The sequence below is a fragment of the Lactovum odontotermitis genome (assembly GCF_054658595.1).
Map to the genome: position 1 here is coordinate 1 of NZ_BAAGGQ010000005.1, position 12836 is coordinate 12836.

12 protein-coding genes and 1 tRNA gene are annotated in these 12836 nt (G+C 47.3%); 2 read left to right on the forward strand and 11 right to left on the reverse strand.

All coding sequences use genetic code 11. The features are described 5' to 3' along the window. Positions 1–169: 169 nt before the first annotated feature. The 7 genes from ACYQ2E_RS03945 to ACYQ2E_RS03975 all read right to left on the reverse strand — a co-directional run bounded on the left by ACYQ2E_RS03945 (position 170) and on the right by ACYQ2E_RS03975 (position 3615). A complete protein-coding gene (locus tag ACYQ2E_RS03945; protein WP_460016766.1) occupies positions 170–433 on the reverse strand; it encodes a hypothetical protein in 264 nt (87 codons plus the stop codon). A 13-nt stretch (positions 434–446) separates the two neighbouring features. Next, a complete protein-coding gene (locus tag ACYQ2E_RS03950; protein ID WP_460016767.1) occupies positions 447–743 on the reverse strand; it encodes a hypothetical protein in 297 nt (98 codons plus the stop codon). Next, positions 740–1117, reverse strand: a complete 378-nt coding sequence (locus ACYQ2E_RS03955) for a DUF4176 domain-containing protein (RefSeq protein ID WP_460016768.1) — start codon at positions 1115–1117, stop codon at positions 740–742. The genes ACYQ2E_RS03950 and ACYQ2E_RS03955 overlap by 4 nt, the downstream gene beginning before the upstream one ends. Before the next feature lie 322 nt (positions 1118–1439). Next, positions 1440–1880 (reverse strand): deoxycytidylate deaminase, encoded by a 441-nt coding sequence (locus ACYQ2E_RS03960; protein WP_460016769.1) that lies wholly within the window; start codon positions 1878–1880, stop codon positions 1440–1442. A 15-nt stretch (positions 1881–1895) separates the two neighbouring features. After that, on the reverse strand, positions 1896–2531 hold the full coding sequence (locus tag ACYQ2E_RS03965) for an SDR family NAD(P)-dependent oxidoreductase (RefSeq protein WP_460016770.1): 636 nt from the start codon (positions 2529–2531) through the stop codon (positions 1896–1898). Then, positions 2512–3441: a ribonuclease Z gene (gene rnz, locus ACYQ2E_RS03970; RefSeq protein WP_460016771.1), complete on the reverse strand. Its 930-nt coding sequence runs from the start codon at positions 3439–3441 to the stop codon at positions 2512–2514. The genes ACYQ2E_RS03965 and rnz overlap by 20 nt, the downstream gene beginning before the upstream one ends. 102 nt (positions 3442–3543) lie before the next feature. Further along, positions 3544–3615: transfer RNA gene (locus ACYQ2E_RS03975), tRNA-Arg, on the reverse strand. 329 nt (positions 3616–3944) lie between these two features. Here ACYQ2E_RS03975 and ACYQ2E_RS03980 point away from each other — a divergent pair. Then, complete coding sequence (locus ACYQ2E_RS03980; RefSeq protein WP_460016772.1) at positions 3945–4862, forward strand: Rgg/GadR/MutR family transcriptional regulator; 918 nt, start codon at positions 3945–3947, stop codon at positions 4860–4862. A 165-nt stretch (positions 4863–5027) separates the two neighbouring features. On the opposite strand, the gene ACYQ2E_RS03985 is transcribed toward ACYQ2E_RS03980, so the two are convergent. After that, on the reverse strand, positions 5028–7022 hold the full coding sequence (locus ACYQ2E_RS03985) for an ABC transporter ATP-binding protein (protein WP_460016773.1): 1995 nt from the start codon (positions 7020–7022) through the stop codon (positions 5028–5030). A gap of 3 nt (positions 7023–7025) precedes the next feature. Beyond that, on the reverse strand, positions 7026–8765 hold the full coding sequence (locus ACYQ2E_RS03990) for an ABC transporter ATP-binding protein (RefSeq protein ID WP_460016774.1): 1740 nt from the start codon (positions 8763–8765) through the stop codon (positions 7026–7028). Positions 8766–9054: 289 nt separating this feature from the next. Here ACYQ2E_RS03990 and ACYQ2E_RS03995 point away from each other — a divergent pair, with 289 nt between their 5' ends. Continuing rightward, positions 9055–10224 (forward strand): cation diffusion facilitator family transporter, encoded by a 1170-nt coding sequence (locus tag ACYQ2E_RS03995; RefSeq protein ID WP_460016775.1) that lies wholly within the window; start codon positions 9055–9057, stop codon positions 10222–10224. A 34-nt stretch (positions 10225–10258) separates the two neighbouring features. On the opposite strand, the gene ACYQ2E_RS04000 is transcribed toward ACYQ2E_RS03995, so the two are convergent. Continuing rightward, positions 10259–12208 (reverse strand): DUF2207 family protein, encoded by a 1950-nt coding sequence (locus ACYQ2E_RS04000; RefSeq protein ID WP_460016776.1) that lies wholly within the window; start codon positions 12206–12208, stop codon positions 10259–10261. A 22-nt stretch (positions 12209–12230) separates the two neighbouring features. After that, entirely contained in the window at positions 12231–12788 is a 558-nt protein-coding gene (locus ACYQ2E_RS04005) for a LemA family protein (RefSeq protein WP_460016777.1), read from the reverse strand. Positions 12789–12836: the final 48 nt, after the last annotated feature.

Below are 12836 nucleotides of genomic sequence, written 5' to 3' on the forward strand. Positions count from 1 at the left end.
ATGTAGGCGCGCATGGCGTCTGCCCCCTGACCCTTAATCGTGTCTGTTCCTGCAAGCTGAGTCAGTGCCTGACTCATGGCTTCTAAGGGCTGACTGCGGTTCAGGAGTCCTCTGACCACCCGCTCTGACAGATTGGTCAGCGCGTCATAATAAAGCTCGTCATTGCTCATTACCCGGCCTCCCCGTCTGTATTTCTAATATTCACAGCCAGCTGGCGGAACTCCTCAAGGTCGCCCTGCCCCATCGCGCCGTAAGACGCCACCAGCTGCGTCAGCTCATCGTAAATCTCGAAAACCGCCGGGACACGCGTCACCTTGAGATGTGCGTCATTTGTGTTCAGGCCGTTTTTTATGCCTGCCACCTCTGAGGCTACAGTGCCCACTTTCACAGTGACAGTTTCGTAACCGCCGCCCTCTAGCATTTGTTGTACCATAAATTCTCCTTTTTCACCAGAATTGCCCTTGTACGGCAGATTCTTCAAGCAACATGTTCAAAACCTGAATCTTGTTTCGGCAGGCCGCTATCGCCTCTTCAATCTCCGGTGCGGTTTTTGCGAGCTGGGCTTTTCCGTCGTCATACTTCGGATTATACTTGCCGCTCTTCACCCGACCGGCCCACATGTTCGTGCCGCCTTCTTTAAACTGGGTGAAGTCCAGTGCTTCAACGCTGCCCACCAGGCCTGACAGTTGACCGATAATGCCCTGTAACCTCGCAATCTTCGCCAGTATTTCTGCGTCGCTCATAGATAATCCTCCATGTCGCGAACCGTGGCAAAAGGATCGTCATCGTCCGGCTGCGTGAGTGTCTCGAGCGCAGTTTGCATGCTTTCCGCAGGTTGCCGCTGAGCGGCGAAGTACGCCTCTTTTGCCTGCCGAAGCTGCTCTACCATTAGATTGTCGTCGTCATCGGTAAAAGATTCAAAGACGACTTTGAAAATGTCCTCTTGGCTGAAATACGCAAGATTATTATCAATCATTCCCTCCGGATAAAGAACAGCGCCGTAATCGAAATACTTACCGTCAAAAAGACAGGCGCGGTTGACAATCATGAGTTTTTTGAGTGCCCCTTTAAGAATTACAAGGCTTCCAAGCGGTAAAAATGTGTTTTCTTCTGTCATTTTCTGTTTCCTTTACTTTTTGCAGAGTCTCGCGCAAGGCAAAACTATCTAATTTATCTTTTTAATTTATTTTACTTTAATGATTCATTGCTGTCAAGAATTTTTAACAGAATTACTATATATTTTGCGTGTTTAGGCATTTTATGCATTCTGAACATGGAAAATCAAGTTAAAGTTTTGAAAAAATTGCGTATTTCTCAGTGTAAGAAGTTCTTATTAACATAGCAAAGCAAGACAAAAAAAATCACCTTTAAAGCTAACTTTAAAGGTGAAGAAATCTCAACTCATTTTTTGGATTCTGTGATAAGTAAAAGCGAAGTTTTCAGTTTTTAAATTCCGCCAGCTCAAACTGTCGCACTTTGACACCAGCGCCCGCCAGCAGCTCTTTGGCGTAGTCGGTGTCACCGTACTCGCGCCCGTAAATAATCTCGGCGACGCCGGCCTGAATAATCAGCTTCGTGCAAATCAGGCACGGAAAATCCGTCACGTAGATACTTGTCCCGTTTGTGGCTTCGCCGTATTTTGCGCATTGGATCAGCGCATTCTGCTCGGCGTGAACAGTTCGGATGCAATGTCCATTTTCCATCTTGTGCCCGACTTCGTCACAGTGCACGTCGCCGCTGACAGAGCCGTTGTAGCCTGTGGCAATGACATGGCGGTCTTTCACTACCAGTGCGCCGACAAAGCGGCGGTCGCAGGTGCCGCGCGAGCTGGTGAGCTGTGCGATTTCCATGAAGTATTGATCTAGGGTTGGTCTTGTCATTGAGAATGACCTCCGTTATTTGTAATTAAAAAATCTTCGACTGATGCGGTCAATCAAACCTGGAAACAGAGCACGCAACTTGACTGCAACGGCCAGTGTCCAGGGTAGATTCAATTCACGCTTGTGACTGTTTAGGTTTTTTACAATTTTCTCGGCCACAAAGTCTGCTGTGACGGCATGTCGGCCAACCTTTTCCAGATAATCCGGCCTCGCGGCGTGGAATTTCGTGATGACAGGGCCAGTATTGACATTCAGCACCTGCACGCCCTCGAACCGCAGCGCTTCACCGAAGACAATCAGCGCCGCTTTTGAGGCGGCATAGATGCTTGATTTTTCTGTGGGCAAATGTCCTGCAATACTGGCAATATTCACGACTTTCGTCGGTCGTAATTTCCGCGTCAATTTGACGGCGTCCAGCAGGTTCACTTTGAACATTTCATCAATCTGAGCCTCGGATAAATCCTGCAAGAACTCAAACTGTCCAAAACCCGCATTATTAATGAGAATGTCCACTTTTTCAGGGAGTTCCGGCTCAGGCAGAGAGCGGCTCAGCAGAAAAAGATGGTCATTCGGCAGCCGTTTGACGACAGCCTGTGCAATATCACCTGTCGCACCCGTAATGACAATGTTTCTAGCTGATTGTCTCTTCATAGAAATCCTTCGTCACAAATGAATTCTCGAAAATCTTTTTGGCGCCTTGTGCCAGCTCTGAGATGTCAGGGCCAAGATAGCGCGCAGATACGTGATTCATCAGCAGGCGTTTGACGCCGGCTTCGCGTGCGACTTCTGCCGCCTGGCGCGCGCTTGAATGGCCGTGCTTCTTGGCAAGCGCCTCATCACCAGCTTTGTAGGTCGCTTCGTGAACCAGAATATCTGAGCCGATAGCTAGGCGTACGGCGGCGTCAGTCTTTCGGGTATCGCCCAGAATCGTCACGACTTTCCCCTTCTTGTCCGGGCCGATATAGTCGGCAGGGGCAAAAACTTTTCCGGCATATTCTACCGTCTCGCCTTTTTTGACCTTGCCGAACAGTGGACCGAAAGGCAGGCCGTCTGCTTTCAGCTTTTCAGCATCCAGCTCACCGATTTTGTCTTTTTCGACGACCCGGTAGCCCAGGCAGAAAATCGTGTGATTCAGCTTCTCCGCATAGACTTCGAAGCTCTCATCTTCGAAAACTTTCCCCGCTGCATCCAGCTCGTGGAAGTTGATTCTAAAGGCCAGACGGGTTTTCGTGGCCCTGAGGGCATTCATCACGAAATCTTTCAGGCCAATCGGGCCGTACATGTCCAAATCCGTCTGTCCTTCTTCTTCGCTCGCCTGGAAATTCCGGCTGGCCAAAAATCCGGGCAGTCCGAAAACGTGATCGCCGTGCATGTGCGTGATAAAGACTTTCGCGACCTTGCGCGGCTTCAGCGTCGTCGCCAAAATCTGCCGCTGCGTGCCCTCGCCGCAATCAAAGAGCCAGACTTCGTTGCGCTCGTCCAGCATTTTCAGGGCCAGAGAGCTGACATTGCGGGCTTTCGACGGCTGACCGGCCGATGTGCCTAAAAAGAGTATATCCATGTGTTCCTTGCTAAAATAAAAATCCGTTGCTTCCGGATTTTGTTTTATTGAAGAGAAAGCTTCTCTTCTTTTTGGGGGCTGACATTGACATCAGGCCTTTACTGAGCTCGGCGGGAATCGAACCCACATCGCAAGAACCGGAATCTTACGTGATATCCATTACACTACGAGCCCTCAGTAATATTTATTTTACAGAAAAAACGGTAAAATTGCAAGCTTTTACCGTTTTTAAATTTTGACATGTCGTTAGACATTCAGAGTAGTTGAGCTGCACTTTTTAACTTAAAAGGAAACTCCAGTCATATGTAATACACTGAAAGTAATCAGCGGTGCAATAAACCCAATCATTTTTAAAACTTTAAATTTTTTCATCATATGCTCCCTTCTTAAATGTTTTTACTTATAGATTGCAAATCTATAGAATAAATTATATAATTAAATAAGAAAAACCGTAATTTTTAATCAAACCTAACTAATTAACAATTTGCACATTTAGGATGAATATGGATAACGATAAAAAAACAAAAATTGACAAAGAGTACGGACGAGTTTTTCATGAAATTCGCAAATCTAAAGGCTACACACAGCATGAAATTGAAGATTCAACTGTTTCTGCTGCTTCAATCTCTCGTTTTGAACACGGCTTAACCATGCTTGGAACTGACTCCTTCTTAAAAATCCTCAGAAATATCGGCGTCACTTCTTCAGAATATGAAAGTATTTTTCAAAAACTTTCCACCCAGCATGACCCGATGCCTCTCCAAAACGCTCAAATTCTCGCTAAAGCACTGGAAACTCGCAACATCTCACTGCTAGAAAGTTTACTTACAAAAGTAAGGCAGGAAATAAAAAACAGACCCTATCAGAAAAAGTATCAGTTCGATAGAATTTTAGTGGAAATTGTGCTCACTAAGCTGGATTCCTCAAGAGTAATCTCTCGCAAAGACATAAGATTCCTAACCGACTTCTTACTAAAAGTAAAGCATTGGGGGCGCTATGAGACTTTTTTGCTTAGTTGGGCAGTCGAAATATTTAACACAGAAACTCTGGAGCAACTTTTTATGCAGATGATTATAAAAAGTAATTACAATACTCTTTCCAATATAGACAAAAAATCTGTTCTTGATACTGCACTCAACGTTTTGGATAGTTTTTTAGTGAGAAAAGAACTTCCAGCCGCTAAAGAAGTGATTTTTCAACTTGAGAACCTTGAGATTACCGCACAGCTTCTCTATGAGAAAATGGAACTGAAGTACGATAAAGCCCGCTTCAATTTCTTATCTGACCTCCTACCCGACTTAGCCAAAGACGAGATGTGGTATTATTACGACGTATTGAAATACGCTGGAGCTTTTGAACTCGCAAACATTGTCAGAGAAGAGATTCAGGACTTGACGGAGGAGAATGAGGAGAAAAAATAAGCTTCTGAATTTGTATTTTTTGGACATTTCCGGCCGATTTGCAGTACAAAGAGCAACAATTTTATCTGACGTTTATAATGCTTTTGTCTATAATCTTGAAAATAGAGCAAAAAAAGCTGCTAAGGTGACTATTACCTTAGCAGCTTTCTGTTACTTTTCCGTATGTCAGTCCTCAAACACAAACTGATTATGATAAAGTTCAGCATAGAAGCCATTCGCAGCCACCAGCTCATGGTGCGTGCCCTGCTCAATGACTTGACCGTCCTTAAGGACAATAATCTTATCCGCGTTCAAAATCGTCTTCAGCCGATGCGCAATGACAAACGAAGTCCGGCCAGCGATAGCCGCTTCCATCGCCCACTGAATCAGCTGCTCAGTGACTGTATCGACATTTGAAGTAGCTTCGTCCAGAATCAGAAGTTCCGGATTTGTCAGAATTGTACGCGCAATGGAAATCTGCTGCTTCTGGCCGACTGAGAAGACGTTGTCATCATCGCTGACATGCGTCTTGTAGCCGTCCGGCAGACTTTCAATGAATGGATCAATGTGCGTCGTTTTGGCCGCTGTGATAATTTCATCCATCGTCGCTTCCGGTTTGCCGAAGGCAATGTTCTCCGCAATGGTGCCGTCAAACAGAGTTGATTCCTGCAGAACGATTCCGACCTTGCTGCGGAGGGAATCCAGGTCAAATTCACGGACGTCTGTTCCGTCAATCTTGATGGCGCCGCTGTTCACGTCGTAGAAGCGGTTCATCAGGTTCATGACGGTTGTCTTACCGGATCCGGTCGGACCAACCAGAGCGACCATCTGGCCTTTATCAACTTCAATGTTGACATTTTTCAGAATCGGCGTGTCTGGCAGATACTCGAAGTTGACATTTTCAATTCGTACATTATCTCTGAGTTTGTCGAATTTCTTGCCGTTTTCCGGACGAATTTCCTCTGGCTGTTCAAACATCACATTCAAACGAGTAGCGCCTGTGATGGCCAGCTGCAGCTGCCCGAAGTTGGACGAAATCTGCATGATTGGATTGTAATAAGTCTGAACGTATTGCACGAAGGAAACGACCAGGCCAAGGCCTACGGCCAGCGACATATCACTGTGGAGCACATAAGCTGTACCGCCGAAGATGACGATGGCCAGACTCAAGAGCTGGAAGCCCGTCATCAGCGGGAAAATCATGCCTGACCAGGCCTGAGCCGCAAAGGTCCGTTTTTTGACTGACTCATTGTGCTTCATGAAGCCGTCAATCGAATCCTGCTGAAGTCCTTCGACAATAATGGCTTTTTGTCCAGAAATTTTCTCATCCATGTAAGCATTGAGCTGAGAAACTTCCTCCTGCTGCTTGTCGGTTGACTTTTTCGCCTGCCGGACAATGATAATCGCGCAGATAATCGCAACCGGCGAGATTGAAATTGTCAGCAAAGCAAAAGTAACGTCTTTGTTGAAAATCTGAATCAGAACACCGATGAAAAGCGCACCGTTACTGGCCAGAGAGACCATCGCCTGGTTCAAAGTCTGCTGGATATTGTCCAGGTCCGACGTGAAACGAGCCAGTATATCACCGTCCTGATGACGGTCAAAGTAAGAAATCGTCAGACGCTCAAGCTTGCCGAACAAGCCTTTACGCATGCGGTTCGTAGAATGAGCAATGATGCGGCTGAACAAGAGCGAGTAAATCAGCATGGACACGCCCGTCGCCACATAAGCAGCCAGCAGCTTGAACATGCCAGCCATAAATGTAGCTGTTGAGGCCGCTTTTGAAGTCGCCGAAGCGTACATTGCTGCAAGCGTTACACCTTTAGGCAGCTTAGCAGTAAGAAGATCCTGAGTCGCCTGCGGCAGTTTAGCTACAGCGCCTGGCACTTCTTTCCAGCTCAAATTCAGATGCATGGACTTATTCAGCTCAGCCGCAATCTGCTCTAGGCCTTTTTGTGCCTCCGCATGGTTCTGATGTTTAAAGAAATCCCCCACATAAGTCATCAGATTTGTAAAAGCATCGCCCAGCAGTGACGGAGCAATCACCTGAAGCCAAGTTGCCGCCACAATGAAGACCAGAATCAGCGCAAATAAAAGTTTATATTTTTTAAGATAAAGATAGAAGAACTGAATCGCACGTGCAGTATCAGACCTTTTCTTTGGCGTTTTAACATTTTCCATTTATCAGTCCTCCTGTGCTTTCTGTGTCTCGTAAATTTCCTGGTAAACCTTGTTGCCGGCTACCAGCTCGTGGTGCGTGCCCTGACCGACCAGTCTGCCCTGGTCAAGCACGAGAATGCTGTCCGCATGAACGACCGAAGAAATCTTCTGCGCGATAATAATCGTCGTTGTATTCTTCAAGTCCTTATTCAAAGCGTCTTGGACAAGCGCTTCAGACTTGGCATCCAGAGCGGAGGTCGAGTCATCCAGAATCAAAATCTTAGGGTCTTTAATGACGCCGCGGGTAATGGACAGACGCTGTTTTTGACCGCCGGAGAAGTTGTTGCCGCGCTCTTCAACTTCCGCATTGTACTGGCCGTCTTTCGTCTCAATAAATTCTGCAGCCTGAGCAATTCGAGCCGCCCGCGACATTTCGCTCTGCGAAGCATCCGCCTTGCCCTGCTTGATATTGCCGGCAATCGTGCCGGAGAAGAGAATCGCTTTCTGCAGCACAATGGAAATGTTTTGTTTCAGCGTGCCGCGGCTGACAGTTTTCAAATCTTTCCCGCCGACCGAAACAGTTCCCTCAGTTGGGTCAAACAGTCGCGGAATCAGCTGTGCCAGCGTTGATTTACCAGCACCGGTAGCTCCGACCACACCAATCATCTGACCCGGCTGAATTTCAAAACTAATGTCTTTTAGCGTTGGCTCTTCATCGTTCGGATAAGCAAATGAGACGTGGTCAAATTTGACAGAACCCGTCAGAGTTTCGTCTTTTGCATTTTCATCAAACTTCATGGCCGGTTCTGTCTTCATGATTTCGTTGATACGGCCGATGGAGACCATGCCGCGTGAGGCAAACATGGAAATCATCCCGCCCATAATGATGGCGAACATGATTTGCCCCATGTAAGTCATGAAGGTAGAAAGCCCGCCCAGACTGTCGGAGGCAATCGTCTGCGAATCTGTCACAAAGGTTGAGACAAAGTAAATACCTACCCAAATAGCGCCTTGCATAATGATTGTGAACAGCGGAATCATTGCGGAGAAGAGCTTTCCGACGGCCCAGTTATGGTCGTAGAGCTCGTCTGAAGTCTTGTCGAACTGCTCGATTTGGTTGGACTCCTGCACGAATGACTTAACCACGCGCGCCCCGCGCAGGTTTTGCTTGGCGATGGCATTGATGCGGTCCATCAGACGCTGGAAAGCCATGAAATGCGGGCCCATCCGGCTCATAATCACAATCGTGACAATAACAATGAGGACAATCAGGAGAACCGTAACCCACCATAATTTCGGCAATGTCGTCACAGAAAGAATAATACCGCCGACCAGGAGCACCGGAATACGGAGCAGAATCTGGAAGCTCATCATCATCAGCGTCTGAACCTGGGTGACATCATTGGTCATACGGACAACCAGATTTCCCGCACTGAATTTTTCAACATTTTCATAAGAAAAAGTGTTGATTTTCTTATAGGCCGCTTCACGCACATCCGCGCCGATATCCTGTGCCAGACGCGCCGCACTAAGTGTACTGACAACCGCGCCGACAATACCGATGCCGGCCACAATCAGCAGCCGAATGCCTGGAGCTACAATCTGGTCTGACATTTGAGAACGCGACAAAGTCTGTGAAGACAAAATCGTCAGAATCTCTTTCATGACCTGCGGCTGATAAAGCTGCAATCCAGCATAAAGGAAAGTTGACACAATGGACAAAATCGCAAACCACTTATGCTTGATGATTGACTTAAAAATCATAGAATAATTCCTTTCTTTTCTCGAACTTTAGATTGTTAAAATGAATAAACAATATAATAGAATGAGCGTTAAAATTATAACAAATTATTGTAGAAAATGCTCAAAAAAATTATTTAGTTTTACAAATAAAAATCTAACAAACAAAATTGTACTTCAATATTTCATGTTTGTCAAGCTTTTACCATTCTTTGGGAAAAGCCTGCCTGAACATCCTATACACTCCCTGAAAGGAAAATTCAGAAAAATAAGTCCCGCACAATAATTACAAATTGCGTGTTATAATAAGAGCATGCAAAACATGCGCAGTCAAAACCTCAAAATGGCCGAAAAAGGCGCCTGGATATCCATCGGCGCCTACATTGTTCTGTCCGTCCTGCAGCTGGCGATTGCCGGACTCGTCAGCTCAGCCGCCCTGCGTGCCAATGGCTTCAATAATCTGACCGACATCATGGGCAACATTGCCCTACTAATCGGCCTGCGCATGGCCCGTGTGCCTGCGGACTCCAATCACGTCTACGGCCACTGGAAAGTCGAATCCATTGCCAGCCTTATTTCCAGCTTCATCATGGCCATGGTTGGCTTCGAGCTGCTGCGCGAAATCATCACCAATCTGCTCAATAATAAAGAAACAACCGTCGAGCCGCTCGGTGCCGCAATCGGCCTCTTTTCTGCTGCCGTCATGCTGTGCGTCTACTTTTACAATCGCCGTTTAGCCAAAAAAGTCAATTCTCCGGCGCTTCTTGCCGCCAGCAAAGACAACTTGAGCGACGCGGTGACCTCGATTGGAACATCAATCGCCATTATCGCCGCATCTTTCCATTTAACGCTGATTGACCAGCTGGCCGCCATCATCATCTGTGGCTTCATTTTCAAGACCGCCTATGACATCTTCCGCGACTCAGCCTTTTCACTCACAGACGGCTTCGATGAAAGTCTTTTGGAAGAATACCGTACCGCCATCGAATCCATCGACAAAGTAAAGTCCGTCAAAATGATGCGCGGCCGCACCTACGGCGCGAACGTCTTCCTCGATGTAGTCATCGAAATGTCGCCGGACATGAGCGTCTCCGAAAGCCACAGCACCACAGAAGAAATCGAAAAAATCCTCAGAGAACAATTCGGCGTTTTTGATACCGATGTCCACGTTGAGCCTGCAGTTCTGCCCGAAGAATCCCGAGTTGCTGACGTCTCGCTGCTTCTGCTTTCAAAAGAAGAAAAACTACTAGCAGGAGAAGACCTCCGAGCCAGAGAATTCACTGAAATCAACGAATTCGGCCAACGAAGCCCGGATTTCACCCAATCTTCCTCCGGCATTCTCCATTATTCAGCCCACCAGCTCAGCGCCCGCACTTTCATCCTCATTTATGAAACAGACGGCAAAGAAATCAGCTCCATCTGGCGGCGCTACGGCGTCTGGAAATGCGTGTTCAGGCAGATAACCCAAAAGACTAAAATATAAAGGGACTCGCGAGTCCCTTTGTTATTTTGTTTTGTTAAAAGGCTCCACCGCCTCCGCCGCCTCCGCCGCCGGAGAAGCCGCCGCCGCTGCTGAATCCGCCGCCGCCAGTATTGATGTTAATGCTGGAAGCTGCAGTGAAGCTCTGAACAGTTGAGTTCAGACTGGAGCCGAAGCCCAAGTAGAGCGGATAGTAGAAGCCGAAATTGCTGTTGTTCAGATTGCCTGTCAGCTGGATACCGCGCGTGTTAATCAGCTTGATGACTTCGTCGGCATAACCGAACATGGTCGCAAAGACCAGCATACGATTCCAGATTTTAATACTCTCAAGCTTGTCATCGTCCAGATGCGCAATTTCACGCAGCATCCGGGAAAAAGCATTCCATTGCAGCTGTGCCTGCGCGCCTTCCTTGGTAATCACTCCATCACGTCCAAGGCGAAAAGCAATGGCTGAGAAGAAGAAAGCCACAGGCAGAGCCAAGGAAATCTCTGCAATCAAGGCAAGCTCGAAAAAGACAGGCTGCGCTAAAAAAGTTTTATTGGCCGTCAGAATCAGTGAAATAATCCCAAGTACTGCCACCAGATAAAGCGCCAAATTGCTGAAAAACATTTTGTTATTTTCTCGAGGAGACAGTCTGCGGAAAAAGTCTGGTAAGTTTTTGGCGGCCAAATCTTGTCTCACCGCTCCTGCTATGCGTTTAACCTCAGACTCAAAGTCAGATTTGATGGCCTGCCCGGCCTCTTGTTCCGCTTCTTTGCTCACATAGCCGGAACCCATCTTATAGTCGATAAAAGCATCGTCGAAATTGATTTGCTGACGACTCCCCATGACCATGCTCAGAGCTTCTGCCTCAGAAGGCAATAAATCCGTTTGGCCAGTCCGTTTCAGCGTCTCTCCGTCCACCGCCAGTACACCTCTGTCAATCAAATCAGTGATGGTTGCCATGATTAGATTTTTAAAGCTAATCGGCTCTGTTTTGGCCATCGGACGCAGCTCATTTACATCACTTGAGTAAATGTGGCTTGCCACTAAAAGCGGCGGTAAATCTTCCGGCACTTCGTAAAGGCGCAAATTGTCATCCAGACTTGCTTTTGGTGCAATCCGATTCGTAAAGCGGACCACTCGCCAAACCAGATAAAGTGTAATCAGCCCCAAAAGGACAGGGACAACAAAGTAAAACAGCGTATCATAAATACTTGAATTCCTGTCATTACTGTCAGCTTTCTTTTCAAACGCAGACAAATAGGAAGTTTTGTCCACAGAAGCCGGCGAATTCTGTGCAAAGGCCTGAAAAGCCTGACTATCCCAACGCGCGTAAAGGCTCAAATCAGCACCTGACGGAATTTTTTTCACTGTGAATGACCAGGTTTTGCCGGACTTAACGGCCTTCACCTTTTGATTAAGGTAGCCGAGCTGCGGCTGCATGCGCGTCGCAACAGACTCGGGCGCTGTCACCGTGAATTCAACATTTTGGAGCGGCACGTCCCAGTCAGAAATCGGCACCCAGTTCATCACGAAAATGTCGCGATAAGCCCAAAGTATATTTGTAATCTGATAAGTCAGTGTTAAATCTACCTTATCGCCTGAAGAACCTGCATTGTAGACTTTTGTGACAAGTGCATCGCCTTCGTCAGATGTTGTAAACTGCAGATTTTCTGAGCGAAGCGACTGAGCATTTCTTGAAGCCGTCACCGTCTTCAGTTGGGGTGTAAAGCCGGCAGGAGTTTTGCCGGCCTTGCCAAATGTAACGTATTGTCCATTGTAACTGCTGCTGAACTGGTAGGTCAGATGCATGACATAAGTCGCTGTATTGTCGGATTTCAGCGTCATGTCGCCCTGATATTTTGTAATCTTGTAGCTAGGGCCATTGCCGGACGCCCCTGAAGAGGCCGCTCGAAATATCATTAATCCGGCAAAGAGTAAAGCAAAAATCACGACAAAAACAGCCGCAATTTTCGCCCAAGTTTTACTTGTAAATTTGTTCATATCTTTTCCCTGACTCTAACGGTTACACGCCGAAATCAACCTTTGGCGCTGCTTTCTCAGCCTCTGGCGTTTCAAAAAAGGCTGCTTCTTTGAAGCTGAACATGCCGGCTATCAGATTGGTCGGGAAAGTCTGCAGTTTCATGTTGTAATTGCTGGTGGCTGAGTTGTAAAGCTGGCGTGTCACTGAAATCTTATCTTCAGTATTGGTTAATTCTGTCTGCAGCTGGAGAAAGTTTGTGTTGGCCTGGAGCTGCGGATAAGCTTCTGCCACGGCCAGTAAGCGTCCTAGGGCGCCTGAGAGCTGGTTGGATGCTTCCATGGCTGCGGCAGGCGTGGCAGCGCCTGCGACTTTCGATCTGGCCTCGGTCACGGCGTCAAATGTTGACTTTTCATGGGCTGCGTAGCCTTTGACCGTCTCAACCAGGTTCGGAATCAGGTCATTTCGGCGTTTCAGCTGGACATCAATCTGTGCCCAGGCTTCTTTCGTCTGCATCCTTGAGCGGACTAGGCCGTTGTATATGCCGGCTATCGCCAGCCCCAGCACTACGATAACAGCGATGACAATGATAATTGCAATCATAAAACCTCCTTTTATGGATATGGCGGTCGCACTGGCGCACGACTTTTT

What these genes read in the sequence shown, in the direction of transcription:
- ACYQ2E_RS04000 (WP_460016776.1), bottom strand. Translation starts at nt 12,208, where the DNA reads ATGAACAAATTTACAAGTAAAACTTGGGCGAAAATTGCGGCTGTTTTT.
- ACYQ2E_RS03950 (WP_460016767.1), bottom strand. Translation starts at nt 743, where the DNA reads ATGAGCGACGCAGAAATACTGGCGAAGATTGCGAGGTTACAGGGCATT.
- ACYQ2E_RS03965 (WP_460016770.1), bottom strand. Translation starts at nt 2,531, where the DNA reads ATGAAGAGACAATCAGCTAGAAACATTGTCATTACGGGTGCGACAGGT.
- ACYQ2E_RS03945 (WP_460016766.1), bottom strand. Translation starts at nt 433, where the DNA reads ATGGTACAACAAATGCTAGAGGGCGGCGGTTACGAAACTGTCACTGTG.
- rnz (WP_460016771.1), bottom strand. Translation starts at nt 3,441, where the DNA reads ATGGATATACTCTTTTTAGGCACATCGGCCGGTCAGCCGTCGAAAGCC.
- ACYQ2E_RS03995 (WP_460016775.1), top strand. Translation starts at nt 9,055, where the DNA reads ATGCAAAACATGCGCAGTCAAAACCTCAAAATGGCCGAAAAAGGCGCC.
- ACYQ2E_RS04005 (WP_460016777.1), bottom strand. Translation starts at nt 12,788, where the DNA reads ATGATTGCAATTATCATTGTCATCGCTGTTATCGTAGTGCTGGGGCTG.
- ACYQ2E_RS03990 (WP_460016774.1), bottom strand. Translation starts at nt 8,765, where the DNA reads ATGATTTTTAAGTCAATCATCAAGCATAAGTGGTTTGCGATTTTGTCC.
- ACYQ2E_RS03985 (WP_460016773.1), bottom strand. Translation starts at nt 7,022, where the DNA reads ATGGAAAATGTTAAAACGCCAAAGAAAAGGTCTGATACTGCACGTGCG.
- ACYQ2E_RS03955 (WP_460016768.1), bottom strand. Translation starts at nt 1,117, where the DNA reads ATGACAGAAGAAAACACATTTTTACCGCTTGGAAGCCTTGTAATTCTT.
- ACYQ2E_RS03960 (WP_460016769.1), bottom strand. Translation starts at nt 1,880, where the DNA reads ATGACAAGACCAACCCTAGATCAATACTTCATGGAAATCGCACAGCTC.
- ACYQ2E_RS03980 (WP_460016772.1), top strand. Translation starts at nt 3,945, where the DNA reads ATGGATAACGATAAAAAAACAAAAATTGACAAAGAGTACGGACGAGTT.